At 61.2% G+C, this 24,999-nt stretch carries 29 protein-coding genes; 26 read left to right on the top strand and 3 right to left on the bottom strand.

Annotated elements, in window-relative coordinates; translation table 11 throughout:
* Nucleotides 1–24 precede the first annotated feature (24 nt).
* The 14 genes from JS541_RS07925 (at nt 25) to JS541_RS07860 (ending at nt 9,815) form a co-directional block, all read left to right on the top strand.
* Complete coding sequence (locus JS541_RS07925; protein ID WP_214373924.1) at nt 25–1,263, top strand: RNA-guided endonuclease TnpB family protein; 1,239 nt, start codon at nt 25–27, stop codon at nt 1,261–1,263.
* A gap of 45 nt (nt 1,264–1,308) precedes the next feature.
* Nucleotides 1,309–1,506: a hypothetical protein gene (locus tag JS541_RS07920; protein WP_214373923.1), complete on the top strand. Its 198-nt coding sequence runs from the start codon at nt 1,309–1,311 to the stop codon at nt 1,504–1,506.
* A gap of 57 nt (nt 1,507–1,563) precedes the next feature.
* On the top strand, nt 1,564–2,190 hold the full coding sequence (locus JS541_RS07915; RefSeq protein ID WP_214373922.1) for a hypothetical protein: 627 nt from the start codon (nt 1,564–1,566) through the stop codon (nt 2,188–2,190).
* A gap of 49 nt (nt 2,191–2,239) precedes the next feature.
* The gene (locus JS541_RS07910; protein WP_214373921.1) at nt 2,240–2,959 is read left to right on the top strand and encodes a hypothetical protein; all 720 of its coding nucleotides are present in this window, start codon (nt 2,240–2,242) and stop codon (nt 2,957–2,959) included.
* An 88-nt stretch (nt 2,960–3,047) separates the two neighbouring features.
* Nucleotides 3,048–3,626: a hypothetical protein gene (locus JS541_RS07905; RefSeq protein WP_214373920.1), complete on the top strand. Its 579-nt coding sequence runs from the start codon at nt 3,048–3,050 to the stop codon at nt 3,624–3,626.
* An 84-nt stretch (nt 3,627–3,710) separates the two neighbouring features.
* Nucleotides 3,711–4,181 (top strand): hypothetical protein, encoded by a 471-nt coding sequence (locus JS541_RS07900; RefSeq protein ID WP_214373919.1) that lies wholly within the window; start codon nt 3,711–3,713, stop codon nt 4,179–4,181.
* Nucleotides 4,174–4,587: a DUF3846 domain-containing protein gene (locus JS541_RS07895; RefSeq protein WP_214373918.1), complete on the top strand. Its 414-nt coding sequence runs from the start codon at nt 4,174–4,176 to the stop codon at nt 4,585–4,587. Before JS541_RS07900 ends, JS541_RS07895 begins: the two co-directional genes overlap by 8 nt.
* Nucleotides 4,584–4,907 (top strand): hypothetical protein, encoded by a 324-nt coding sequence (locus JS541_RS07890; RefSeq protein WP_214373917.1) that lies wholly within the window; start codon nt 4,584–4,586, stop codon nt 4,905–4,907. The genes JS541_RS07895 and JS541_RS07890 overlap by 4 nt, the downstream gene beginning before the upstream one ends.
* Nucleotides 4,904–5,608, top strand: a complete 705-nt coding sequence (locus JS541_RS07885; protein ID WP_214373916.1) for a metallophosphoesterase — start codon at nt 4,904–4,906, stop codon at nt 5,606–5,608. Before JS541_RS07890 ends, JS541_RS07885 begins: the two co-directional genes overlap by 4 nt.
* Nucleotides 5,605–6,363 (top strand): metallophosphoesterase family protein, encoded by a 759-nt coding sequence (locus tag JS541_RS07880; protein WP_214373915.1) that lies wholly within the window; start codon nt 5,605–5,607, stop codon nt 6,361–6,363. The genes JS541_RS07885 and JS541_RS07880 overlap by 4 nt, the downstream gene beginning before the upstream one ends.
* A gap of 23 nt (nt 6,364–6,386) precedes the next feature.
* The gene (locus tag JS541_RS07875; RefSeq protein WP_240539285.1) at nt 6,387–7,154 is read left to right on the top strand and encodes an N-formylglutamate amidohydrolase; all 768 of its coding nucleotides are present in this window, start codon (nt 6,387–6,389) and stop codon (nt 7,152–7,154) included.
* A complete protein-coding gene (locus JS541_RS07870; protein WP_214373914.1) occupies nt 7,151–7,489 on the top strand; it encodes a hypothetical protein in 339 nt (112 codons plus the stop codon). The genes JS541_RS07875 and JS541_RS07870 overlap by 4 nt, the downstream gene beginning before the upstream one ends.
* A 9-nt stretch (nt 7,490–7,498) precedes the next feature.
* Nucleotides 7,499–8,605 carry a hypothetical protein gene (locus tag JS541_RS07865; protein WP_214373913.1) on the top strand — a complete coding sequence of 369 codons (1,107 nt, stop codon included), beginning with the start codon at nt 7,499–7,501 and terminating at the stop codon, nt 8,603–8,605.
* A gap of 535 nt (nt 8,606–9,140) precedes the next feature.
* The gene (locus tag JS541_RS07860; RefSeq protein WP_214373912.1) at nt 9,141–9,815 is read left to right on the top strand and encodes a hypothetical protein; all 675 of its coding nucleotides are present in this window, start codon (nt 9,141–9,143) and stop codon (nt 9,813–9,815) included.
* Here the strand turns inward: JS541_RS07860 and JS541_RS07855 are convergent.
* Entirely contained in the window at nt 9,782–10,360 is a 579-nt protein-coding gene (locus tag JS541_RS07855; RefSeq protein WP_214373911.1) for a hypothetical protein, read from the bottom strand. The genes JS541_RS07860 and JS541_RS07855 overlap by 34 nt on opposite strands.
* Before the next feature lie 69 nt (nt 10,361–10,429).
* Between JS541_RS07855 and JS541_RS07850 the strand changes: the two genes are divergently transcribed.
* The 6 genes from JS541_RS07850 to JS541_RS07825 all read left to right on the top strand — a co-directional run bounded on the left by JS541_RS07850 (nt 10,430) and on the right by JS541_RS07825 (nt 17,603).
* Nucleotides 10,430–10,942: a hypothetical protein gene (locus tag JS541_RS07850; protein WP_214373910.1), complete on the top strand. Its 513-nt coding sequence runs from the start codon at nt 10,430–10,432 to the stop codon at nt 10,940–10,942.
* On the top strand, nt 10,939–11,460 hold the full coding sequence (locus JS541_RS07845) for a hypothetical protein (protein ID WP_214373909.1): 522 nt from the start codon (nt 10,939–10,941) through the stop codon (nt 11,458–11,460). The genes JS541_RS07850 and JS541_RS07845 overlap by 4 nt, the downstream gene beginning before the upstream one ends.
* A gap of 79 nt (nt 11,461–11,539) precedes the next feature.
* Nucleotides 11,540–12,391 (top strand): hypothetical protein, encoded by an 852-nt coding sequence (locus JS541_RS07840; RefSeq protein ID WP_214373908.1) that lies wholly within the window; start codon nt 11,540–11,542, stop codon nt 12,389–12,391.
* 80 nt (nt 12,392–12,471) lie between these two features.
* On the top strand, nt 12,472–13,416 hold the full coding sequence (locus JS541_RS07835) for an adenine-specific methyltransferase EcoRI family protein (protein ID WP_214373907.1): 945 nt from the start codon (nt 12,472–12,474) through the stop codon (nt 13,414–13,416).
* 106 nt (nt 13,417–13,522) lie between these two features.
* Nucleotides 13,523–16,285, top strand: a complete 2,763-nt coding sequence (locus JS541_RS14790) for a DNA methyltransferase (protein WP_240539284.1) — start codon at nt 13,523–13,525, stop codon at nt 16,283–16,285.
* Between the two features lies 1 nt (nt 16,286).
* Nucleotides 16,287–17,603 carry a DUF4041 domain-containing protein gene (locus tag JS541_RS07825; protein ID WP_214373906.1) on the top strand — a complete coding sequence of 439 codons (1,317 nt, stop codon included), beginning with the start codon at nt 16,287–16,289 and terminating at the stop codon, nt 17,601–17,603.
* 100 nt (nt 17,604–17,703) lie between these two features.
* Here the strand turns inward: JS541_RS07825 and JS541_RS07820 are convergent, their stop codons facing one another.
* Together JS541_RS07820 and JS541_RS07815 are read right to left on the bottom strand one after the other, a co-directional pair.
* Nucleotides 17,704–18,540, bottom strand: a complete 837-nt coding sequence (locus JS541_RS07820) for a hypothetical protein (RefSeq protein ID WP_214373905.1) — start codon at nt 18,538–18,540, stop codon at nt 17,704–17,706.
* A 263-nt stretch (nt 18,541–18,803) separates the two neighbouring features.
* Nucleotides 18,804–19,058, bottom strand: coding sequence for a hypothetical protein (locus JS541_RS07815; RefSeq protein ID WP_214373904.1), 255 nt, complete (start codon nt 19,056–19,058; stop codon nt 18,804–18,806).
* Between the two features lie 339 nt (nt 19,059–19,397).
* Between JS541_RS07815 and JS541_RS07810 the strand changes: the two genes are divergently transcribed.
* The 6 genes from JS541_RS07810 (at nt 19,398) to JS541_RS07785 (ending at nt 24,834) form a co-directional block, all read left to right on the top strand.
* Nucleotides 19,398–21,161, top strand: coding sequence for an excalibur calcium-binding domain-containing protein (locus JS541_RS07810; protein WP_214373903.1), 1,764 nt, complete (start codon nt 19,398–19,400; stop codon nt 21,159–21,161).
* 123 nt (nt 21,162–21,284) lie between these two features.
* Complete coding sequence (locus tag JS541_RS07805; RefSeq protein ID WP_214373902.1) at nt 21,285–21,803, top strand: hypothetical protein; 519 nt, start codon at nt 21,285–21,287, stop codon at nt 21,801–21,803.
* A gap of 44 nt (nt 21,804–21,847) precedes the next feature.
* Nucleotides 21,848–22,705 (top strand): hypothetical protein, encoded by an 858-nt coding sequence (locus JS541_RS07800; RefSeq protein WP_214373901.1) that lies wholly within the window; start codon nt 21,848–21,850, stop codon nt 22,703–22,705.
* A gap of 35 nt (nt 22,706–22,740) precedes the next feature.
* Nucleotides 22,741–24,282, top strand: a complete 1,542-nt coding sequence (locus JS541_RS07795) for a hypothetical protein (protein WP_214373900.1) — start codon at nt 22,741–22,743, stop codon at nt 24,280–24,282.
* 15 nt (nt 24,283–24,297) lie between these two features.
* Entirely contained in the window at nt 24,298–24,459 is a 162-nt protein-coding gene (locus JS541_RS07790) for a hypothetical protein (RefSeq protein WP_214373899.1), read from the top strand.
* Between the two features lie 141 nt (nt 24,460–24,600).
* Nucleotides 24,601–24,834 carry a hypothetical protein gene (locus tag JS541_RS07785; protein ID WP_214373898.1) on the top strand — a complete coding sequence of 78 codons (234 nt, stop codon included), beginning with the start codon at nt 24,601–24,603 and terminating at the stop codon, nt 24,832–24,834.
* Nucleotides 24,835–24,999 lie beyond the last annotated feature (165 nt).

Here is a 24,999-nt window from a genome sequence, read left to right as displayed (position 1 = left end):
ATCTCGCGGACGCATGCATAGGTCATGAACACGTTGACGCGGCGTTATCGTTTTCGCCTGTATCCCACGAGGGGGCAGGAGAGACTGCTGCGTCGCGTATTCGGCTGTGTCAGACTCGTGCATAACACGATGGTGGAGATCCGTGAGAGTGACTTCCAGCAGAATCTGCCGTTCAGGAAGTATCGTGAATTGGATCGGATTCTGACGGGGTTGAAACGGGATCCTGATTATGCGTTTCTGAACGAGGTGTCCAGCGTGACCCTCCAGCAGGAGGTGCGCCACGTGGAGAAGGCGTACGTCAATTACTTCAAGGCGCTCCACGATCCCGAATTGTTCTACGGAAAGCCGGGATATGCATCCAAGCATGGAACCCAGTCGGCTGAATTCTCCACACGAGGATTCCGTCGGGTGGAGCAGATGGAGAATGCGCGCTGGGGGTTCGTCACCATCGCCAAAGTGGGACGATTGAGGTTCCGGTCGAGCCGGATGCTCCCCTCGATACCATCCTCCGCGACAATCATTCGGGAGCCGGATGGGCGCTACTATGTGAGCTTCGTCGTCAAGACCACGATGGAGTCATACAGACCCAACGGGCGTACGGTGACCGTGGACGCGGGATGCCGATACACCGCATCCTTGGTGAATAATCTCGGGAAGCGTTCCCGCATCGACAATCCCCGACCCTACAGGATGCTGGAGCGTAAGCTCGCGAGGCTTCAAAGCGAGCAGTCGAAACATGAGAAAGGATCGCATAATTATGAGAAGCTGCAGATTCGGATAAACCGTCTTCATGCGCGCATCCGCCACATTCGGCTGGATCATCTCATGCAGAGCGCCGTGAGGATCGTTCGCGACAACCAAACGATCATCCTCGAAACGCTTGACATCAAAGACATGATCCACAAGGGACCCGCGCAGAAGGCATTGTCGGATTCCGCGATGCGCATGATGCAGGACTGCATCATGATCCAGGCGGAGAAGCACGGTCGTAAAGTGATCAAAGTCCCCAAGGAGTATCCGAGCACTGGGCGATGCTCCCAATGCGGGCATCTTGCCAAAGTTCCACTCTCCGTGACCGTATGGGAGTGTGCCCAATGCCACAGCATTCTTGACCGGGATTGGAACGCCTGTGTCAACCTGTTCGACGCCGCGGGACTCGCGGAGTCGATAAACGCCCGAAAAGCCGCATTATGGGCTGGACGGGAACCCACCGAAACCGGAGCCTATGACACGGCTCCGGTCGTAGGAATCCCCGTCCTTTAGGACGGGGAGGAAGTCAAAAGGAAAAACGAAGACAAGGAGCGGAAAATGGACGAGCTTAAGGAACAGTTCAAGGAGACGACGAATCTTGCGGGCATGATTCTCATGGGACTCGCATATGCGGCGCACCTGTTCGAGCTGGGCGGGGACGTCCACTGGATACTCTCGGTGTCCGCCGTCATCATGTTCGCGATCAGCCTCCTGTCGGGAATCATCGTGCCTTTCATCCTGTCCGACGAGAAATGAACGATACGGACGCATGCCGATCCGACACGACAGGAACGACGAAGAAGGAGGCTCGTCATGCTCATAGGATTCCGGACGTGCATCATCCTCAACGAACCATCCCCATCCGGCACGATTCGCCGCCTGTACGCCAGAGACGGGATCGACGACATTCTCGTGAAGGCTGAAAGGAACCCGCCCCTGCTGGTTCTCACCGGCGCGGACGACCGTTGCGACGAACCGCATTGCATGCTCGTCAACCCGAGGATGATCATCCGCGTCGAAGACGACAGGATCCGTCCCATTCGGATCGCCGACGATGATCCCGATCCGAACAGGCGTCTTCTCATGCTCCAAATGGATCGTCTGCTGACAGCGGCGAAAAGCCACTTCGACGAAACCCGCGACGGCCTCCACTGGCATGGCAACGAGGATGAGGACGACGGGTTCCTCTACGAGATCAAGTTCGACCCGGACGGCAAGCCGATTCAGACGGGCCGGCATGTGAACGCGATGCGACTCCTGTTCGACCTGCCGCGGGAAACGCAGAGGATGAACGGGATCGTCGCATGGGCTAACGATCACGAATACCTTCCCGTCATGGACGGGGCCGACGAAACGCTCGCCGCATCCGGCCTGCGCCGTAGCCGTGGCGTGGACTCGTTCGACCCCGATAGCTGGCTGACCATGATCACCTTCGATTAGGCGAATAGCATCCGACCGATCGGACAGCGGACGGGCAGGGAGCATGATCATGGTGCTGGATGCGAACCATAGAAGCCATCGGGCGAAGGGACTGCCCCAAGGACTCGCGGGAACCTTCGACGGCGCGTTGGCCGTCGAAGGGGATGACGACATCCTCCCCCCTGATACCGTGGATGACATGATCGTCGAACGGACAGGAAGCGAAGCTATGCCACGGAACGCGCGAAAACAATCCCGACCTAGCAAGGGCGGAGGATTCATACGATGGCTGACGGGAATCCTCGATGACACCCCATCCCCTGATGACATCGGGGATGAGCTGCCTGTCCGTCAGATAACAAAAGGGATGTTCGAGATACGTGATTCGCATGGCGCGCCCCATAGGGGAGGAAAGGAGCTGCTGCTGCCGGAGCTGCTGAGAATCATCCCCGAGGATACGGTGACGGAACTTTGCTCCGAACTGGTCCTGCTTCGAAAGAGAGGACTCGCCTTTGACGTGGATTATCCCGTCGCCCCGCCCGTCAGGCCGATGGATGGAGCCAGCCTGAACATTCGTCCGGCGGATGATCCGCATGCCATCATCAGCATGTCGGTCATTTATGACGAGCATGACCCGATCTTCCGATTGGAGTATCCGGACCCTTCCTACGGTTGGAGGGTCGAACGATTCGACGACCCGAATGAGGCCGTCTCCCGACTGTCCGCGGAAATTGACAGGGCCGCGGAGAATCCCGAAACCTTCCGCGCCGCACCGCGGAAAGACAGTTGACGAAGGGATATGCGGACGCATGATCCGACCGCGAACAACGGGGCGGCAGTCGACCGTCCCCGCAATATCATTCGAAAGGAATCGGATCATGATCAAGGAACCGGATCTCACGCGCGAACTCAGCCATTTGGCGTCCAGCCGCCAATACCCGATCGGCGGATGGACGTATGACGGCAGACCCGTCATGCTCCGCGACCTCGCCGACAGGTGGGCCGAAAATCCGGACGGACAGAGCCTCGAAGCCTGGCTTGACGATCGGCTTCGCAATGGGCGGGTGACGGCTCCGAGCGGGGATATGGTCGACTACAAGCTCGGCGTGCATACGGTCATGTACGAGACGCGCCTCATCCATGCGCCCGCCGGCATGACCATGCGCGAAGCCCTCGAATGGGTCGAACGGAACGGCGACGGCGACCTTATCGACATCGACAATGAGGAGAACACGATCCTCACGATCACCGGTCCGGACGACCAGCCGCTCGACCCCGATCAGACGTACACCGCGATCCCCCGCACCGGCGAAACGGATGATCGGACGGAGCGTCTCGCCGAAATCATCTATCAGACCGTCAACATGTCCGACTGGCGTATGGCCGACGACACGACCCGTGCCCATTGGCGTGAGATCGCCCGCATCGTGCTCGCCGAATTCGAACAGACGAAGTAGCCGGACGAACATCGAAGCCCGCGTATCGTCGCGGACGCATGGGACGGCCGCGACGATACGACCACAATCATCAGGAGGACAGGCATGACCGCCGGCAATCATTCCTACTATCGCGACATCACCATGAAGGACATCATCCGCGAGACCGCCCGGCTTGCCGCCATCCGCGTCTACCCCATCACCGGATGGCGACTCACGGAAAACCCGGATGCGGAGGTCACGCTCCGCGATCTCGCCCGAATGTGGGCGGACGAGGAGAACGCGCATGATCTGCCCGAACGCGTGGACTTCGAGACATGGCTCGACACGCATATCGACGACCACATCGTCGAACCGTCCGCCGAAGGAATGGCCTATTACACGCTCATCGAACAAACCATCGTGACCGAACGGCGCATCATCCGCGCACCCCAAGGCATGAACCTCACCGAGGCGAGGGAATGGGTCAGGCTGAACGGCGACGGCCAGTCCGACGAAATCCTCGACGTGAAAAGCACGATCATGGAAATCAGGGACAATCGCGACAATCCGCTCAAGGAGGCCGACAATGACTAAGGCCACGACCATCGGATCGACGGAGGATCGCATCCGCGTGATCGTCGTCCGCCCGGGACGCCATCCGGAAATCAGGCACATCGAGAACACGCTCGCCTCCCTGCAGCATGAGGTCGGCGGATACATCGAAATGATCCGCATCGCCCCCGGCATCGACATCATCTGCAACGAGGAGGGGAAAATCAACGGGAGCATCCCGAACCGGGGCCTCATCGTGGACGGGGAGATAGCGGAAGTCGTTTACGGCACGTTTCTCATCGTCTCCAAAGACACCGATAAGGGCGTATACCGGTCGTTCGGGGCCGGGGAGGCGAACCGGTGGCTGAAGGAATACTGGCAGCCCGAAATGTTCGCCATGCTCCACGGCCGGCTCATCGCAATCCCCATCACGGAGACTCCCGCATGACCGGCACGCCGATCATCGACCTGACCGATCCGACGCCCACGGTCGCCACGCCGGATCGGCGCGTGTTCCGGCTTGCCGCCACGGATCTCAAGGAGACCGTGAACCTGCATGAGCCGGCCGACAATCCGAAGCTGCTCCGCCTGCACCGACTGCAATGGCTGCTCGCCGTCCGACTGGAGGAAACCCATCCCCGGACGGCCATCATCCGCTGCATGCCGGCGGATCGGCCATGGCTGGAGCCGGTCACGCGGGCCGGCCGATTCTCGCATACACGATTCCAATGGATCAGCGAACCCCCAGTGAAGGAGCAAGCCTCATGACCATCTGGTTCACATCCGATCTGCATTTCGGACACCCGCTCGTCGCACGCCTCCGCGGCTACGATGATCCCGATCTGCCCGAAGAGGAGCTCGTCGCCCGGCACGACACGAAGATCGTCAACATGATCAACGCGCACGCCGGATGCGACGACACGCTCTACATTCTCGGCGACGTGTCCTCCGGATCGCACCGCTCCGTCACCATGGCCGCACACGCCCTGCGCGGATTGAACGTTCCCGCGAAACGACGCCATCTCATCCTCGGCAACCATGAAACCAGAAGCTGCACCGCAGTCTACACGGAACTCTGGCCCCTGTTCTGCGAAATCGCCAACATGGGCGAACTCGACGCGGAGGACAATGACGGGCATGCGTGGCGGCTGATCCTCAGCCACTACCCGTACCGTCATCTCATGGACGGCGAACATTCCGACGAACGGAGCACGAACGCGACCAATCCGATCCTCTCCACGCACGCACCCGAATGGTACGGGCACAGGAACGAACGGCTCCTCCACGGGCACACGCACGCGAAGACCATCTTCGACTTCGCGGACCGGGCCGGCGGCTACGACCAGCTCCACATCGGCTGGGACGCATGGCACAGGCCCGTCAGCCTCGACGAACTCCTCCCCCTGCTCGACCCGGCGAACGCGCGAGCCTACCCCGACCATCCGCTAGACCATGGGAGCCGACATTGAGCCGAAGCCTGATCGTCGGCGACCTGCACGCCAAACCCGACCTCCTCCCCCTGATCGGCACGGCCGCCGGCCGATGCCACGCGGATCGGATCATCCTCCTCGGCGACCTGTGCGACGACTGGACGCTCACCAACCGGGAGCAGATCCGTTGGGTCGAATGCTTCATCGACTGGTACCGGCGTGAGCCGCGGGAGATCATCCCTTTGATCGGCAATCATGACATCCCCTACCTGCTCGGCATGAACGACACGTTCCGGCTGTTGAAGGAGAGTATCGGCTTCCCCGGTTACAGGCCGGGCGCGAAGCGACGCGTCCACGAACTGCTCTCCGCGATCCCGTTCCGCATCGCCTGGACGGATGGGCGCATGATCGCCACGCATGCGGGACTCACCCGCACATGGCTGGAGACGAACATGCCCGACGTCACCGATCCGATGATGATCGCAATGCGATTGAACGAATGGATGACCGTCCCGGGTCTCGCCACGCTCTACCGGCAGGTCGGCGCGGCCCGCGGAGGCGACAGCCCCACACCCTCACCCCTGTGGACGGATCGAAGCGAACTCACGGCGGATCATGATTCGATCCTGATCCAGGCCGTTGGACACACTCCGGTCCCCACCGTCACCCATGATCGCGGGCTGTTCTTCTGCGACACGATGAGCACAGATTCGAACGGAACCCCGATCGGTGACCGGATGATGCTGCTCGCCGACGGCAATCGGTATTGGCCGGTTCCCATCCACGCAGACTAGAAGACGGACGCATACAGACAACCATGCACATGTTCGACCTCACGATCGGCGGACAGCCGATCCTCATCCACGTCCCCCACGCCGGCCAGCAGCTCCCCGACACGATCACCCCGGACAGGTTCGCTGATCCGACCGCCGTCGACCATTTGTACCGGAACATCCGGGACATGCATGCGGACACGATCGGAAGCGAGCTTGCGGACCGACTGGATGCGAGCATGATGCTCAACCATATGAGCCGTATCTGGGTGGACGTGGAACGCTACCCCGACGACCGTGAGGAAATGAACCGGGTCGGCATGGGCGTCATCTACACGCACGACATGAACGGCCGGCCCCTCTACCAGCCCGGACGCGAACCGGACGGGCGCGAACGCGGGCAACGCCTCAACCGGCTCTACCGGCCATGGCATGCGACCTTCACCAATACGATTCGCATGATGCTCGACATCCACGATCGGGCCACCATCATCGACCTGCACACCTACCCCAAGACCCCGCTCCCATTCGAACGACACAGGGATGAGCCGCGCCCCCAGATCATCCTCGGCGTCAACAACGACGAACCAAGCCGCCGACTCGCCATCCTCCTCCACAAGCGACTCCACGATGCGAGTCTCACCGTCGGCGTCAACACCGCGTACAAGGGGAGCATCACACCCAACCTGCCACCCGACCCACGCTTCGACGCCATCATGCTCGAAATCCGACAGGACACCGCCGGCGACCGGATACTCCGACAGCGGATCATCGACACGACCGTCCGGACGCTTATGGAGGCGGGACGATGATCCGCCAATACCGGCGTCGACGCATCAACGATCAGATCACGCTCATCCCCGCACCCGACATGATCATGCTCCGCAACAAGGATGGACACACGTATCTGATCGACGGGCCACGCACCTGGCTCATCCACGAAGCCCTCCCCGAGGCCACGCCCGCGAACATGGCGAACGGACTCTACCGCGACGAAAACCGGACGAACATCATCCACCTGCACGACCGGCACGGACTCCGCCGACTCCGACTGATCCCCGCCAGCATCATCCACGACTATGATCCCTGGCGACAGGTCGCCACCCGCATCCCCGACGCGAACATCCCCCTCCCCCAAAACGCATAGACGCACCGCATGAGGGATGCGAACAATCGAAGCCACAGGCCCGCCGGACGCCCAGACGGCGGACAATACGACCACGAACACGACAACAGGACCGACACGGACCTCACCCCACCCGACACGGGCGGACACCCCGACCATGAGACGATGCTCGCCATCCTCCACGCCAGCCTCGAACCCTGGGAACAGGACGACCTCAACCGGCATACGGACGACGACACGTGGCTGCGCGACCGGTATGATCAGCTCATCCTCCACGATGATCCCGATCCCGAACAGGCGCTACCCATCCTCCGGCGACTCGCAGACCGGCAGACCATCACATCCGACACGCCCACCGTAAGACTCGGAGACCAGCATATCCCCCGGACGGTCATCAGCCAGGCCTACAAGGACGACCCCGACTCACTCGACCGGCTCCTCATCAGACTCAACGCGGACGACAATACCATCCGACAGCTCGAACGGCATGCCGACGACCCGAAATGGATCCACACGCACGCGAAACCATACCGGCCCCACACCGACGATACGACCACGAACACGAGACAAGACGACGATCCATGGTCCGCGAACCCGACACTCCCCTTCCACCCCACGCCCGCACACGGAAAAGTCCGGGAAACGGATCCGCGCATCGACACGAAACCAATCTGGGACCAGCCCATCGACACGCAACGCATCCTTGACACGGCCACACCGCTCATCCACATCGGCCACACGTTCACCCTCACCCGCCTGGAACGCTCCGGAGACCGGCTCCACGTCGGCCTCAACGACACGGATGAAAGAAACCGTCATCGCACCGCCACCATCACCGACCCGCGGCTCGCCCATATGATCGACGACGGCATGAGACTCGATCTCGGCGAGGACCGGCAATGGCACATCACCCGAACCGGTCGAAGGAACAGCGAGCCGAAGCAAAAGGAACAGCCCACCAGTCCGATGGGGAGGACACTTGACCAGCCCACGCCCATGCGACAAGCCTCGACGGCCGGACTGACGGGACGGACCCTTCGCAAGGGCACGCTCCTCAAAGGACTCCTCGACCTCACAGTGGGACTCTACAAAGGCACCGGCGTGATCATCCGCGACGCGACCAGACGAATCCTCTGACCCCGACAACGGCCGGCGCGAAAGGCGACGGCAACGGGGATGCACGCACCGGCGCAATCAGAACCGGACCATGCGACGCGAAAAACCATCCCCCGCAAAACCCTTCGCACGAAAACGGACAGACAGGAAAAACGGAAAACGAAAAAACGGGAAGACGAAAACAGGAAAGGAGAAAGAGAGGGGAAGGGAAGAAAAACGAACCCATACGAGACAAGAACAGAGGAAGGGAAAACCGGTCAATAAGCCAATGCGAAAAAACAAATATAGACATCGAATCCCCGCATAACACGAATGCACTCACATCCACAACCCGATCCAACAATCACATCCAAAGAACGAATCCACTAGGAACACGCCGATAATCCAATTCAATCAGAAAACATCGATCCGATATCAAAGGTGGGAGGCGTTTTTCCTTGCGAAGTACGGGGAACCGGGGGTGTTCCGTCGAAAATCCCGGTTTCCCGCCGTACGATCCGCTTCCGGACGCATACGTGGATGACAGTCGGATATGTTCAGGAAGACGGGAGTGTTCATGCTGAACGTCGAATGGGATGGGCTGACGGTCACGGCCGGCGAGTCGAAGTGGCTGCACGTCGCGTCGATGGCATTGCGCATCCACGAGGCTTCCGCCCGGGAGTATGCTCGGGCGAACGAACTGTCATGGCTCGCATGGCGTCCGCCATGCTCATTCCTTCCCGATGCGATCGACCATGTGACCCCGTCCGGCGATGACTGGCGGTGGCTTCATGACGGCGGATACCGTCTTCTGAACATGAGTGGGATGCCGTACGGGAGCGGTGTCATGTATGCGCGGAGTCTGACCGGACGATTGGATGAGAAGCATGCGGGTGCGGCCGCAATGATATTGGCGTCGGCGGCGCATGTGGCGCGCCTGGATGCGCGCGCATGGTCGCTCGCCCTCTTGCAGTCGTTTCCGAAGGATTGGCGTCATGACGTGCAGTGGCTGCCGTCCGCTGATCCGCTTCTCGGCTGGTCGGGTTTGTGGGCGACGCCGGATCTGATCGACGGGGTGACGGGGCCGGGCATCGGACTGGCGTTGGCGGACTGCGCGCGCGCATGCATGTGGCGTCGTGACAGCGTGGTCGGAGCGGATGGCCGGGTGGTCGTGATCCCGGATGTGGTGTGGGATCATGTGGAACGGCTGGGCTGGGTTCACTCGTTCACGGATGACGGCCCCGAATTCTGACCCGCTTCCAATACCCGTCTTAGCGTGCTCTGATATGTGTCGTCGAATCCGGGTTCGATGCGAATGGTTTTGCTTTTGCTGTTCGGGTAGCCGATGATCCGGAATCCTTCGACATAACCGAGATGCTTGATGAGGTTTCGGCCGACCGGGTGGAGGAGTTCCGCGAAACGTCGGATGTCGCTGACGGGGATCTCATCCATGTGCGCGATGTAATGGCAGGAGCCGGCGATGAGGATGGCGATCATCCTGTTGCCCTCCGACTCCCTGACGGGAAGCATACGGGGGTCGAGACGGAGATGGATCATATGCTTCGGCCGATCCGGGTCGGGGAGGATGATCGTATGCGTGCCGGCCTGGATGAGCCCATCGGGTATGCCCTGTTGCTCCGTTCGCGGAATGCGGAGTGTCTGGAGTCGGCGTTCGATGATCCCGTCCAAAGTGAGACCGGTTTCGCGCGCGTAGGCGAGCGCATGCCGGAGCGTGTCCGGGTCGAGCCGGATGGTGATGCTTGTCTTGTCGCCGTCGGGTTTCAGGTCCTGTCCCATACCTTCCTATGATACGCGGACGCATGTTCTCCTCGTCTGATTCCTTTATCGTGGAGGGAGCATGTCGGGTTGAGAACCATCGGATTGAACGACCGTGAGAGGGTCGTGCTGGAGTGGAATGCGTCGCATCCGGACCCGCTGCCGTTTCTTGACGGCGCGACATCGGAGGATCTGATCGTCGTGAACGACGGATGCGGTTCGCATGCGAGACCGTTGTCGTGGAATGCGGATGGGTTCGAACGTGATCCCGGTTCGAGCATCATGGATACGCTGCGTGATCGCGGGTATGATGCGGCGGCCGCGATTCTGGTGGGCGGCACGGATCGGATGGACTGGCAGACGATCGTCATCGGCGCGCGTCCCCGTCTGGTTTCCGCGGTGGGCGGGGATGCTCGTCTGGTCGCGGATACGCTGCGTCGTGAGTATGCGCGACGGTATGGGACGCTCACCCTGTACCGGCTTGATGGTGATGACTGGCTGCGCGTGGATGCGGTGATGGTCGGCTTCGATGATCCGCTTCCGTCGGATGATCTGATCCGCGGGAGGGCGATCCGCCTGTTCGGAAGGGGTGATGCTCGGTGAGAATGGAGTCGGGGTTCGAGTTCCATGATCGCGTGTCGGAGCCGGGTTTGATGCCGGCCCGGATGAGGGAGCCGGACTGGGATGATCCTGTTTCTGTGGATGATCTGAAATCGTTTCTCACTCGCATGCTGCTTCCGACCGTATGGGAGAGGATCGGTCGCGTGTGCGAGCCGGTTGACGGCGGGGTTCATCCCGGTCTGCTGCAGGCTTTGATCGCGGATGATCTGATCGACATGGTCTCCTGGGCGGGTGATCTCCTGTTCGATGTCGCGTTGGCGAACGAACGGCATGGCGTGGAGGATCGGCGTGATTGGGAGGATTGCGCCGCCCGTCGTTTCGGCCGTGCGGACTGGCGGGAGCTGGTTGACGCGCATCCGGGTCTGCCTCTTGTCTGCGAAATGGTGGATCGTGTGCTGGATTCGGGTCATGCGGAGATGATCCGTTTGGATGGCATGCCCGTGGACATACTGCTGACGTTCGTGGATGGTCGCGTGGAGGCGCATCCCCTGTTCGTCTGAAACAGGTCGTACTCCCTCTTTTGCGGCGGACGCATGAGACTCCCGTCGAGGAATGTCCGTCGAGGGATTGGAGTCTGTCATGGAGCATGTGATCGGAAGCGGATATTGGCGTACGAAGGATGGGCGTCTGATCCGCCTGTATGATGCGGAGGATGGGAAGACCGTCATGTTCGCCGGCAACATGCTGCGCTTCGATCGTGATCATTGGATTGTGGATTCGGAGGGCGAGCCGTTGATGCGGGTCACGGATGACTACCTGGCGTGGATGGATGCGGGGAAGGCCGGCACGCCTGTCGATGCCGCATACGTGTGCGCCATGCATGCGCGCATCCGCATGATCGAGGAGACCGCCGATCGAACACTGATCGGCTACCTGTATGATCATGCGATCCTGGATCGCAAGCTCGCCCTCAACCCGCATGTGACGTCGGACATGCTGCACGGCCTGTACGAGAGGAAAGGCATCGGTCTTGCCGCGGAACTGATTCGTAATCCGCGAACCCCGGATGACGTGTACGCGGATCTCGAATCGTTGGCGTTCGACACGAAACGGGTGCCGGCGGATCAGCGTGACATGCTGCGCTGCGCCCTCGCCGCCAGTCCGCGCACAAACATGCGACTGCTGGAGTCGTTTCCGGAGCGGTCCCGGTCGAAGAGCATTCTCGCCGCGCTCATGGCGAACCCGCGACTGTCATCGGATCTGATCATCCGCGTGGTGGAGGCCCGTCCGGATTCGGCGTTGGTCTGCTGCCGCGCGTTCCTCCATCCGAACGCGCCGGACGACATCATCATCCGGTTGAAGAGCGTGAAGGGATGGTTCTTCGTGCAGGACATGCTCATGCATGACGCCATGACCGGCCGCATCCCGGCTTCGCATTCGCGCGCCTGCCATCGGTTCGGCATTCATCCGGACGAGTTCGCGAACAAGTAGGATACGGGTCCGGAGGCCGAGAAGGGCTTTGCCCATGCCATACGGGAGCGTATGCATCGCGTTGACGCATACGCTCCCGCATGGCTCACCGTGACAACAGATGGTTGAAGAAGGCGAATCGGGCGCGTGCGGACGAGTTCTACACGCTGCCCGAAACCGTGGAAAGGACCCTCCCCGACTATCGGGGATCATTCCACGGAAGGCATGTGGCATGCGTGTCGAACGACGGGCCCTCGTCCGCTTTCATGCGATTCCTTTCCGACCGGTACGAGGAGTATGGTCTGGCCTCGCTGATCGGGCTTGAATACCATGAGCCGGATCTGTTCCACCCGGATGAGCGTGGGATACGCTGGGATTGGAATCCGATCGCGCGATGCTTCGATCGGACGGTGTTGTCCGGGTCCGGTTCGTTCGACACCCCGGAGGCGTTCCGACTGTTGGAGGAGACGGATCTGGTGGTCGGCAATCCGCCGTTCAGCCTGTTCCGTAACTATCTCACGACGGTTCTGCGCGCCGGATGCGATCTGCTCTGTCTTGGACATTTGAACATGCTCGCCTATTCGCAGGTGTTTCCCCTGGTCGTGGAGGATCGGCTTCGGATCGGCACGCGTATCCATTCCGGTGCGGAATGGTTCAACGTGCCGGACGATTACGGTTTGGAGACGGATGGGTGCATGGTCGTGGATGGGGTGAAAAGGATTCGCGTGCCCGGCATCCGCTGGATCACCACGCTCCATCCCGACCGGCCGGAACTGGTGAAGTTCCCCAAAGGGGTCCCGTATGATCCGGACGGGTATCGCAGGTATGACGGGGTTGACGCGATCGACGTGCCGTCCCTGTCGCTGCTGCCGAATGATTACGATGGGCTGATAGGCGTGCCCATGACGATCCTCGACCATGATCTTCCCTCCCATGGGTGGAGGCTGGTGGGCAAGCTGAAGGATGGAGCGTCCCGTTACGATTACGGGCATGCGGTCGTCGACGGGAGCATCCAGTTCACGCGGATTCTCATCCAAAGAAACTGACGGAGAACACAGGTCGGGATGAGGGGATCCGGATTCCCTCGGGATGTTCCCCTCCTGACCGGTCGGCGTTCATCCGCGCCCTGCGGTTCGGCGCATACGTATCCGCATGACGGATTCGACCTCGCTAAAGAACATCGCCCTCCGACTGGACTCGTTCGCCCGCAAATGGGCGGGGCACGGGGATGAGCGGCAGGACACGCAACGCTACTGGATCGATCTGTTGACCGCGGTCGGCGCGACGGATCCGACCGGCATGATCCGGTTCGAGACCCGTGTCGCGTCGAACGGGTATGCGGACGTGTGGATTCCCGAAGCGAGCCTATTGGTCGAGCAGAAGTCTTTGGGCGTGGACCCGTTGAAGCCGGAGCCGCGTCAGGGCGTACTGAAGACGCCGATCCGTCAGGCGTTGGACTACGCGAACGCGATTCCGCTCCTGTCAAGGCCGCGTTGGCTGGGCGTGTGCATGTTCGACCGGCTGCTCGTCTGGGACACGGATTCGGATCCGCTGTGCAAGGGCGGGCCGGAGACGATCATGCTCGCGGAATATGCGGCCCATGCGGACAGGCTTGTCTCCCTGCTGCATGGGGGCGGAATCCGGTCGCGCAGATCGTTGAGCGTGGAGGCGAGCCGTCTCGTCGCCCGACTCCACGATGCGCTCTGGTCTTTATATAAGGATCATGGGGAACAATCGCATCATGATCTCGCCGTGCTGACGGTGCGGCTCGTGTTCCTCATGTACGCGCAGGATGCGCATGTGCTCGGCGCCATGGATCATCCGTTCACCGACTACGTGAAGGCCCGTGACGCGCAGCATCTCCGCGCCGCGCTCCTCGACCTGCTGGACGTATTGGAGACGCCGGTCGCGGATCGGGACCCGTATCTCACGGACGAGCTGAAGGCGTTCCCGTACGTGGATGGGGGCCTGTTCTCGAACCGGGTGGAGATCCCGCTGTTCGACGATGCCGCATACCGGCTGCTGTTGGAGTGTCTGGATTTCGACTGGTCGGATATCAGCCCGGTCGTGTTCGGCAGTCTCATGGAGGAGACGCTCAGTCACGACGAACGCCGACGCGGCGGCATGCATTACACGAGCGTGGAGAACATCCACCGCGTCATCGACCCCCTGTTCCTCGACATGCTGCAGGAGGAGCTGGATGGGATTCTCAAGGATGGGAAGCTCGGGCATCGTGCGCGCATGAACCGGCTGGACGCGTACCGGCAGCGGCTCGCCAGCCTGAACTTCCTTGACCCCGCTGCGGGGAGCGGGAATTTTCTCACGGAAACGTATCTCAGCCTTCGTCGCCTGGAGAACACCGCGTTGAAGGCCCGGTACGGCGGGCAGATCGCGTTGCCCGGTCTCGAGCCGATCCTCGTCTCCCTGAAGCAGTTCCACGGAATCGAGATCAACGACTTCGCGGTCTGCGTGGCCCGCACCGCACTGTGGATCGCGGAACAGCAGATGGCATCCGAAACTGAGTCGATCATCGGCCTGCCGGTCGACCGGCTCCCCCTGTCGGATGAGGGGACGATCCTGCAGGGAAACGCGCTCCGCGTCGACTGGAACACCGTACTGTCCGGATCGGATTGCGATTACGTGATCGGCAACCCGCCGTTCCTGGGGCACGACGGCCGCTCGCATGAGCAGACCGCCGAACTGAAGGCCGCAATCGGCCCCACCTACGACGGATATATGGATTACTGCGCGGCGTGGTGGATGAAGGCCGGCGACTACCTGACGAATCCGGACGGCGAGTTCGCTTTCGTCTCCACCAGCAGCATCTGTCAGGGGCGTCCCGTCCCCGCACTATTCGAGCCGCTGCGCGACAAGGGCTGGTCCATCCGCTTCGCCCGCCATCAATTCCCCTGGGAGAGTCAGTCGAATCACGGCGCCGCCGTGGCCGTCATCGTCGCCGGAATGACCCGCGGCAACGGAAGCCATCTGCTTTACGACGGGAACGACGCGCGCCCAGTCGACCACATCAACGCATACCTCGCCGACGGGGTGGACGTGTTCGTCAAGGCGCGCTTCGCACCGCTCTCCCCCACCCTGACCACACCTAGGGTGGGCAGCTACGCCAAGGACGATGGAGCTCTCATCATTACCGAGAAGGACATCGATACCTTCAGGAAGGATTCGACGGCGGCGAAGTATCTGCGTCCTCTCGTAGGTGCGAAGGAGCTTATCCGCGGACGGAAGCGCTGGTGTCTCTGGCTCGCGGATGCCGAACCGGGTGAAATGCGACGCAGTCCGCTCATCTCCGAACGTCTGGATCGATGCCGTCGATTCCGTGAGGCCAGTATCAAGAAGGAAACCCGCGAGGCCGCGAAGACCCCCTGGCTGTTCGAATACATCCAGCAGCCGACTACCGACTACCTCGCCATCCCCCGCCACTTCACCGTGGGACGCGAGTATATGACCTGCGACTGGAGGCCAGCCACCGACATCGTGACCAACGCCTGCTTCAGCGTCCTCGACCCCGACGGCCTCCAGTTCGCCGTCATCGAGTCCCGCATGTTCATGACATGGCAGAAAACCGTCGGCGGCTATCTGGGAGATGCCGGATGCCGGTTCAGCAACACCGTCGTCTGGAACAACCTGCCGCTTCCGAAGCTGGACGACGACGTGAAGGCGAAGCTCATCGCCGCCGGCGGGACCATTCTCGATGTGCGCGCCAAGTATCCGGACTCGACCCTGGCCGATCTTTACGATCCGAGGTTCATGCCCGCCGATCTGCGCCATGCGCATGAGACGTTGGACAGGGTTGCGGATGTCGCGTTCGGCGCGGACAGGTGGCTGAAGGATGACGATGATGCGCGTCTGGCATTGCTGTTCGCATCCTACGCGCGTCTGATCGGGAAGGAGGGCTGACATGGGACGGCACTCGGCCACAACATCAACGACCTCCAATACCCGCATCCCCCTGTTCGGCCGCAGGAAGCTGATCAGTCAACTGCTCTCCGAGAACAATCGACTGGAAGCACTGGTCGCCGAATCCGGCTTGAAGGATGTCGATTCCAGACGGCGTGAACTGGAGCGGCTGACTTCGGAAATCGACCGTAACCGGCAATCCGCCGAAACGGAGAGGAACCGGCTGCGGAACGAGCGGTTGGATTTGGAGAACCAGATCGCGGAACTCGGGAAGCGGATTCTCGACCTGCATCGCTCCGACGAATTGCAGGATGCGGGCTTCTATGATTACGACAATCCCGCCATGAATTCGGTGTCCCTGGGTGATGAGCTGGCGAGGAACCGTGAATCCCAGAAGCGGATGATCCGCAATCAGAGGGCGGTGCTGGCGGTGAACACGGGCTTCACGTTCAACGGTTCCACGGCCCAAGGAAGCCGCTTCATCAAGGACATGAAGGACATGGCTCTGGGACTGTACAACGCGGAGGCGGAGAACTGCGTCAAGGGTGTCAGGGCCGGGAATCTGGAGACCTCCATCAAACGGCTCCGTCGCTGCGCCGACAGGATCGAACGCTTCGGCCGGATGATCTCCCTAAGCATTGACGCGGACTACAGGAAGCTCCGCGAGGAGGAGCTGACCCTGACCGCCAAGTACATGCAGGCCCTGAAGGCGGAGAAGGAGGCAGAGAAGGCCCGCCGCGACGAGCTGCGCGAACAGGCGAAGGCCCAGAAGGAATTGGAGGCGCAGGCCGCGAAGCTGCGCAAGGAGCGTGAGCATTACGCGACAGTCCTCGCCACGATGAAGTCCAGCGGCGACGAGGTGAAGGCCGCGGAACTGGAGACGAAGCTGGAGACGATCGACAGATCCATCGAGGATGCGGATTATCGTGCGGCGAACACGCGCGCCGGATACGTGTACGTTATTTCCGACATCGGCGCGTTCGGGGAGGGCGTCGTCAAGATCGGCATGACCCGCCGTCTTGATCCGCTGGATCGTATCAGGGAGCTGTCCAGTGCGAGCGTTCCCTTCCAGTTCGACGTTCATGCCCTGTTCTTCTCCGAGGATGCCGTGGGTTTGGAGACCGCCCTGCATCATGATTTCGAGGCGAGACGCGTCAACAAGGTCAATGCGCGCAAGGAGTTCTTCCGTGTCACCCCGCAGGAGGTGCTGGACAGGCTCCGTGAGCGTAATGTCGCCGTCGTTGAATTCAAGGTCGAACCGGATGCCGAGGAGTATCGGGCCACGCTCGCATTGGAGTCCGCCTCCCCCGCAGTCTAGCCGACCCTCACCCGACCGATGCGGCGGCCGTTCCTGTTCGACTCGTATGCGCGCATGATCGAACGGGAACGGGCCGCCGTGTGAACCGGATTGTTACGGGTCAGATCGGGGTGGGGAACGCTTCGGGCTTCGATCCGCTCGGATGCCAGTAGAGGGTCTGGCAGGATTCGCCGCGACGGTACTTGTTCCACGCCTTGATCGTGATCGCCGCCTTGTAACGGCTGGTCGTGTTCAGACCGTTGCCGCTCTGCGCCTTCGCCTTGATCAGCGTGTTCTTCAGCGTGAGGATCGGATGTCCCTCCTCCAGGCCACTACCCGTAATGAGACGGTCGAAGAAATCGTCCGTGTCATCGGAATCGATGCGGGACATGTTCAGATACAGTGTTCCGATGGCGCTGTATGGCATGAGATATCCGGTTCGGAAGACAAACGATTTCGTTCTCAATGCGGTTTCGCGGATCACATCCGCATGCCGATCGAACCAGTCGATGATCTGATTGCGAGACAATACGGTCTTCCACCCGGAACTAAATGCCGCCGAAGGCTGCAGAATGTTCCATTTCGCATCACCGGTTGCCAGACAGGCCAGATTCCTCACGTTGCTTTCCCCTCGGAATTTCAGATAATCCGCGAAGGATCGATTGGCTCCGATATCCATGGTTCTCTGCGAATCCGGTTCCAATCCGCGCGCGACCCACATGTCAAGGGAGACGCCGGCTTTGACGAGTGCGGTGAGGCGATGCTGACCGTCAAGCAGTCGGCCGTTCCTGTCGAAGCGGATCGGGTCGCCGTTGTCCTGCCAGTCGCCGTTGAGCATGTCCGTCACATACACGTCGATTCGTGTGGGGCGGATGTTCCTGTTGTTCGTGTTGTGCGTGAGCATTTCCGCCGCGATCTGCGGGGTGACGTGTTCTCGTGTGATGGTGATGCCGCTCATTGTTCGTCTCCTTGTCGTCTTTGGGCGGCACGCCCATGCGTCCGCGACAAGACGGCAAGGAGGAGACGGTCTCATTCCTTTTCGAGCATTCGCCGCCGCCATGAGGCGGGGACCATCGGACAGGATGCGCACGGGGATTCATGAATCAGTGATGCGGGGCCGAAACGGGCGGTCGGCTCATGCAGGTCACGGTACGGGCAGTCTTCGCATGCCTTCGGGATGATGGTCTTCTTGTCCATGCGAACGGCATGCGTCACCTCCTGCTACATGTTGATACTGCTGTCGATCGTCCGGTCGATCGTGTCGTACGCGTGGGCGAGGAGCATGTTGCCGGGGATGGTCGTCAGCAGGAATGCGAGGATCGCGGCGATGACGGCGCGGATGACGGTCTTCAATACGGCGAGCGCGATTTTGAAGATGATGATGGCGGCGAGTATGCCGATGATCAGCGTGATCGCACCTTGGATGAACACGCTTTGCGTGTTGTACCAGATGGTTGCCTGTTCGATCCATGCCATGATCGTCTCCCTGTCTCCCGGTTGCCTGTATGTTCCGGCGGCTATGCGTCCGGGTCGGCCAGGCTGATCCATGTGCCGTGTTCGTCGCGCATGGCGAGACCCTTGCGGGCGAGGATGTGGAGCTTCCGGTTCTCATCGCCGGTGATGTCCTTCGATTCCAATGGGAGTAGCTCCAATAGTCGGGCCTGTGCGGGGCTGGGTTTCGATGCCGTGCGGAAGCGTCCCCGATTGCAGCAGAGATATACCATATGATTCCGCATGCGTCTCCACGCCGCATAGATGCGCGTCGATCCCCGTGAGGTCATGTTCGGGGAGCCATTGGAAGGAAGGAACCCGGTTTTGCACACCGAACACTCGAAGTCCCGTCGCATCATCGCCATCGCCCTGGCCGCCACTCTCGGCTGCCCCATGATGCTCACCATGCCCGCGATCGCCATGGCGGATGATCTCGCCCCGCAGACCATCGCATCCGCGACCGCCGACAAGACCGACACTGCCGTGAAGCCGATCGTCATCAGCCAGAAGGGTCTGGAGGCCACGTCCGGCTGGTATGCGACCGACGCCACCCATACGGTTCCGAAGCCGGACAAGAACACCGTGCCGGGCGGTCTCACCGGATTCACGGCCGGCAGGTACACGCTGTCCTACAAGGTGTCGGACGCGAAGACCCAGGCCAGGCAGGGCAATTATTCGATTCTCAAGAATGCGACCGCCGACAAGGATGGCGTCATCTCCTACGATTCCACGAAGACCGTCCAAGGCACGCTGGATGACGGCAAGACCCAGGACATCACCTTCACGGCGGGCGACGTGCTCGTCGTCCCGAAGGCCGACGGTGACGCGCTCGGCGACTTCACCCTCACCCCGGTCAAGGACGCCACCACTCCGACCACGCCGGACAAGAACGACAACCAGACCACGGTCAAGTATGATTTCGACCTGTCCAAGGTCCCCCCGCAGGCCGGCGCCAAGCTCGGCGGTTCACTGGGCATCGTCGCCGTCAACAGCGACAAGGATGTTCCGACCGCCATGAACCCGACGGATCGCAAGAACAACCCGTACACGGTGCAGACCCAGTATGTCGGCGTCAAACCCGGCACCTATAAGATCACGTACACCGCCGACCAGTCGAAGAAGCAGCTGGGAGCCGCGAACGGCGGCTGGTACACCGGCTCCACGGTCGACAAGCAGGGCGTGTTCGGACCGTCCAACACGGCCAAGTATGAGTCGTTCCAGGTCGAAACCGACTGGTGGAAGCCGGCGGATGGTTCCAAGCCGATTACGGAGAAGACCATCACCCTGCCGGCCGGCGCGTTCATCACCATGGTCGGCGACACTGATCTCGGCGTCCTCCACTTGGAGCAGGTGAAGGATTCCGTCACGGATACGAACAAGCCGGGCGACAACAACACGAAGCCGGAGCAGACCACGCAGGTCACGCTCACAGTCACCGGAGCCGCGTCCAAGACCGTCAAGGATCTGAACATGCCCGCCGGCGACTGGACCGCCTCCTGGAAGGCCGCGGATGCGAAGAAGCCGGAAGGCAAGGTCGTCATCGGCTCCAGGATGGACGCGAAGGGCGTGATCGCCGACACGGACGTGCTGTACACCGCCACCGTTGCCAAGGATGGGAAGATCACGTTCGTCGGAAAGGATGGGAAGACCGTCGATCACATGACCGTCAAGACCACCGATGTGATCCGCGTCGAGGGCGCGGGCACGGTCACGTTCGACAGATACGCCGCCCCGACCGACAACAATAACGGCGGTGCGACGACCGGCAATGACAACACCGGCAAGGATGATGTCTCGAAGCCGGATGCGGACAAGACCGTCGAATTCGTCGACTGCGACGCCGCCAAGGCCGCAGGCTACACGGACATGAAGCGCGGCGAAGCCGGCTACTCCGAGAAGCTGGACGGCGACGATGACGGCATTGCCTGCGAGTCCAAGACCGACGCGAAGACCGATACGAACACCAAGGATTCCACCGACACGCAGGATCTCGCATCCACGGGCGCGACCGTGGGCGTCATCGCCGGACTCACCACGCTGCTCGGCGTGATCGGCGCTACGGCCGGAATCATCCGCCGCCACGCCTGACCCACCGTTCAGCCCCTTCCGAATCGGAAGCGAACCCGCCCCCCCATTCCTCTTGCATGTCCCATGCGACGCATGCCATCGGACGACAGGCCATGACATGGAAAAAGGAATGGGGGTTTCCTTATGGGACGATCAACGGCTCATCTGTCCGAGAATTGGATGACCGCACTGGACACGGGCATTCCGATGGATGAAAGGCTCTCGGATCGTCTGGATGAGCGTCTCCTCTCATCCTCGTTCACGGATGGGCTGCTGGCCACCATACTCACGCCCGAAGCGGGACGCTTCCGCAAGTCCGAATGGATGCGCGGCATGGATGCGGCCGGCGCGTGGGCGCGGATCGGACGCGCGTGGAATGATCCGACGTGGACGCCAGACCGGCCACGCTTCCATACGGCGATGCTCATGCTCGCCGCATGCCCCTCCCCGACCGCATTGGGATTGCAGGGCATGCTTCACTGGCTGGAAGGCGACCCGGAAGCGGCCCGCAGTAAGGCGGGGCGAGCACTGGCCGAGGATCCGGGGGAATCCTACGCGATGCAGGTCATGGATGCGATCCGGCATGACAGGCATCCCGCATGGTCGGATCGCGTCTATCATGCGACCGGCCATCGACCCTGCGAACTCGTGGAACACGCATAGCGGTCACGGAAAGCATTTTCAATGGGATGGCAGGGAGATCGATCATGGTCGTCGACATCAACGGCATGAGCCACAAGGGCAGGGGGCAGGCGGGAGCCGGACGGTATGACGGGAGTCTCAATCCCGCGCATACGGATGCGGATATCGCCTCCCCCATGATCACCTCCCATGATCAGAGGGAGGTGCGCGCGAATCAATTCGTATCCTTCGAGGATGAGGAGTGGATGCTTGAAACCCTGAAGGAGCGGCTTGATCCGGGAATTCGCGGCATTTTTGACATGACATACGGGGCGGTGGAACGTTTCGGCCGGGTCGAGGAGCCCACCATCGACGGCATGCTTCATCCTAGGCTTGCATCATGCCCGGATCCGATCTTCTCCGGCATTCCCGAACATGATGTTCCGCCCATCGCGTTCGCCTCCATGCTGTCGGAGGAGCAGAGGAACGGCTGGAATCCCGACAGGGGCGAATCATTCCGACGTACCAGGGGTTTTCGGGATCTGGAGAGACGGCTGCTCCGCGGCCGGTCGAAGACCCGCTGTTACATGATGCTCCGTGACGCCCTCTGCGATGACATGCGATCCTACGTGGACTTCATGAACGATATTCCGGATGACGTGTTCGAACCGGAGGCGAACAGGCGGGGATTATCCCACGCGTTCGAATCAGTACGTCCGATCGGCGTACCGGATTTTCGCCCCACTCCTCCCCCGGTCGGCAGGAGCGTCATCATCCGTCATGCGGTTCGCGCGCGCGGATTGCGGGAGACGGCCATCCAGTTGGCTCATGCGAACGGGTTCGGTATCCGTTCCAGTATCAGGGGTCTGGATACGGGTCCCGATCCCGCGGATATTTGGCGTTGGGGCGCGGGAATCCCCCCGATTCACGGCGACAATCTGTAGTCGCCACCATTCGAACACGATGAAGGAGACGGATCATGGTCATCGATGTGAACGGCATGAGCCACAAACCGAAGGGACTGCCCGCCAGGGTCGCCGGCAATTATGACGGGAAGGCCGACGCGACGACGGACGCGGATATCCGCATGCCATTGTTCGACGAATCCCGTCGAATGAGCACCCTGTTGGAGGATCGGCTCCCATTGGACCCGGATCGCACGCTGAAGGCCCCGACCTTGGATGAGACGGATGATGCGGAGGATATTCGCCGCAAGCTTGCCCGCTACCTGTACAAGGGTCTCAGCCGACAAACGGATCTGGAATCCCTCGCCGACCGGAACGTGAAAGCCGTCTGGCCGGACGCGACGCCCTACGTGGGCGGCAGACCGGAGGCGGACCGGCATTTGCGGTATCTCACGGAGAAGAACGGCTGCGAGTTCAGGGCATGGGCGGCCGACGACGGGAAACGCGTCATCTTCGTCTCTCTTGGCGCGCCGAAAGCCTCCCTGAACCGGGTCGGCTACCTGTTCCGAGACACCGGTCTGGGAGCCGACACCACCACGCTGGGCGATCTCATGGCCGCAAACGTGATCCTCGACCGGATGGGCGACGGGAAGGATCATAAGACCCTTGGGGAGCGGATTCTCAAGGGTGACTCCACGCTGTCGGCGGTCTTCCGACCGTTGGGATGGAACATGTTCCGCGCCGCCTGCGACGACCTCCATCTGGATCTTCCCGACTGTCCGGACAGTCGGGAGGATGCGATCACGTGGGCGAATGACGCGCTCCGGCGTCTTGACGGATTGGATGGGGCGAACTATTCGAAGGTCATGCTCACCCGGCAGATCACCCATTACAGGCGGTGGCTGGACGTGCTCCCCGAAGCCGGCGAATTCCGGGCGGCGGCGGATGATATTTTCGGCACGGAACGCAATGTGATGGCGAACCGCATGTGGAAGCATCGGCTTGAACATTCCAAGTCCGCGACCGTCTGGCAGGACAAGAGGAACCCCGATCCGAAGCATGTGGAGGCGGGACGGCGGAGCACGTTCGCCGAGGATTTCACCCGGATCGAAGTCGACGACGACGTGGATCTCGCCCGATTCGCCGACCTGTCCCAAGAGTGGGGAAAGTACCGGAATCTGCTCCCCTCGCAGAAAGAGGAGGCGACGCTCCGATTCCGGTATACGGGCCGTCATCACGCGTACGGCACGTATCATCCGCATGCGTTGAACATTGCGGTCGACCCGCGTCATCCGGACAGCTTCACGCACGAATACTTCCACCATCTGGATCACACGCTTGGCGAGCGGGATCTGAGCCTCGACCCGGAGTTCAAACCGATCATCGACCGGTATCAGGCGACGGTCGACCAGTCCCAGATGAGCGGGAACGCGGATCATTGGATGGCGCCCACGGAAATCCTCGCCCGCTGCGCCGAAACGTGGATGAGCCGGCATGGGGGCGACGGGAGCAGCCTGCTGAAGACGAGGGAGGATTACGCGACCCGCTGGGAGTATGCGCCGTTCCAGGGCATGGAGGATGAGATCGACCGGGTGATGGGTCGCCTGTTCTCCTGACGCATGCGATCTGACATGGGCAAGCATGTGAGCTTCGAGGAGCATCGTCGGCGTCGCGCATGGGATCAGTGGCTGCGACGGCTGTTGGATGACGGGCGAACGGAGTCCGTGGAGGAGCGGATTCCGGAGGCGGAAACCACTCTGGACATGGTATTGGGCGAACTGACCGTCGCATAGCCGGAGGACGCCTTACTGAAAGGAGGTCTTCCGGATCATGCGAACACACGATCATCAGACGCTCTTGATCCTATGGCCGGTTCTTCTGATCGGCCTGCCGGTACTGGGATTGGGACTGCTCATCCGGGGGATGCTTCGCCGTTGACCGGACATCTGCAGCTTATGGTCGCGGGCTTCCTGTGCGCGTGGATCTGCCAGCGGCTGGCCGTCCCGTTCGCCGACTACGCGGCCGCCAGCCGACGCACGCGAGGACGGGTCGAAACATTCATCTGGGATCTGCTCTACTATCTGACCATCCTCCTCATAGGGTTCAGTCTTCTTCTCGGCTGCATCGGCATGCTGCTCACGTTCACCGGCCTGCTTACGCTCCCCTGACCGGATTGCGGGGACGCATAGTCGTATCCGAATCATCCCCCGCTGTCTAAATGAAAGTGCAACACCCTTTAGATTGGAGATTGTCTAGATAACCAGTGAAAGGATGTTGCACCTTGGGTCAAGTGTATTCGCACCTGTCGGAAGAGGAACGGCAGGTCATCCAAA

This window comes from Bifidobacterium sp. SO1, from assembly GCF_018555335.1.
Classification (GTDB): Bacteria; Actinomycetota; Actinomycetes; order Actinomycetales; family Bifidobacteriaceae; genus Bifidobacterium; species Bifidobacterium simiiventris.
This window is presented reverse-complemented; position numbering and strand designations above follow the sequence as displayed.

Coding starts and splice junctions, on each gene's coding strand:
- JS541_RS07925 (WP_214373924.1), top strand. CDS start 25: ATGAACACGTTGACGCGGCGTTATCGTTTTCGCCTGTATCCCACGAGG.
- JS541_RS07920 (WP_214373923.1), top strand. CDS start 1,309: ATGGACGAGCTTAAGGAACAGTTCAAGGAGACGACGAATCTTGCGGGC.
- JS541_RS07915 (WP_214373922.1), top strand. CDS start 1,564: ATGCTCATAGGATTCCGGACGTGCATCATCCTCAACGAACCATCCCCA.
- JS541_RS07910 (WP_214373921.1), top strand. CDS start 2,240: ATGGTGCTGGATGCGAACCATAGAAGCCATCGGGCGAAGGGACTGCCC.
- JS541_RS07905 (WP_214373920.1), top strand. CDS start 3,048: ATGATCAAGGAACCGGATCTCACGCGCGAACTCAGCCATTTGGCGTCC.
- JS541_RS07900 (WP_214373919.1), top strand. CDS start 3,711: ATGACCGCCGGCAATCATTCCTACTATCGCGACATCACCATGAAGGAC.
- JS541_RS07895 (WP_214373918.1), top strand. CDS start 4,174: ATGACTAAGGCCACGACCATCGGATCGACGGAGGATCGCATCCGCGTG.
- JS541_RS07890 (WP_214373917.1), top strand. CDS start 4,584: ATGACCGGCACGCCGATCATCGACCTGACCGATCCGACGCCCACGGTC.
- JS541_RS07885 (WP_214373916.1), top strand. CDS start 4,904: ATGACCATCTGGTTCACATCCGATCTGCATTTCGGACACCCGCTCGTC.
- JS541_RS07875 (WP_240539285.1), top strand. CDS start 6,387: ATGCACATGTTCGACCTCACGATCGGCGGACAGCCGATCCTCATCCAC.
- JS541_RS07870 (WP_214373914.1), top strand. CDS start 7,151: ATGATCCGCCAATACCGGCGTCGACGCATCAACGATCAGATCACGCTC.
- JS541_RS07865 (WP_214373913.1), top strand. CDS start 7,499: ATGAGGGATGCGAACAATCGAAGCCACAGGCCCGCCGGACGCCCAGAC.
- JS541_RS07860 (WP_214373912.1), top strand. CDS start 9,141: ATGCTGAACGTCGAATGGGATGGGCTGACGGTCACGGCCGGCGAGTCG.
- JS541_RS07855 (WP_214373911.1), bottom strand. CDS start 10,360: ATGGGACAGGACCTGAAACCCGACGGCGACAAGACAAGCATCACCATC.
- JS541_RS07840 (WP_214373908.1), top strand. CDS start 11,540: ATGGAGCATGTGATCGGAAGCGGATATTGGCGTACGAAGGATGGGCGT.
- JS541_RS07835 (WP_214373907.1), top strand. CDS start 12,472: ATGGCTCACCGTGACAACAGATGGTTGAAGAAGGCGAATCGGGCGCGT.
- JS541_RS14790 (WP_240539284.1), top strand. CDS start 13,523: ATGACGGATTCGACCTCGCTAAAGAACATCGCCCTCCGACTGGACTCG.
- JS541_RS07825 (WP_214373906.1), top strand. CDS start 16,287: ATGGGACGGCACTCGGCCACAACATCAACGACCTCCAATACCCGCATC.
- JS541_RS07820 (WP_214373905.1), bottom strand. CDS start 18,540: ATGAGCGGCATCACCATCACACGAGAACACGTCACCCCGCAGATCGCG.
- JS541_RS07815 (WP_214373904.1), bottom strand. CDS start 19,058: ATGGCATGGATCGAACAGGCAACCATCTGGTACAACACGCAAAGCGTG.
- JS541_RS07805 (WP_214373902.1), top strand. CDS start 21,285: ATGGGACGATCAACGGCTCATCTGTCCGAGAATTGGATGACCGCACTG.
- JS541_RS07800 (WP_214373901.1), top strand. CDS start 21,848: ATGGTCGTCGACATCAACGGCATGAGCCACAAGGGCAGGGGGCAGGCG.
- JS541_RS07795 (WP_214373900.1), top strand. CDS start 22,741: ATGGTCATCGATGTGAACGGCATGAGCCACAAACCGAAGGGACTGCCC.
- JS541_RS07790 (WP_214373899.1), top strand. CDS start 24,298: ATGGGCAAGCATGTGAGCTTCGAGGAGCATCGTCGGCGTCGCGCATGG.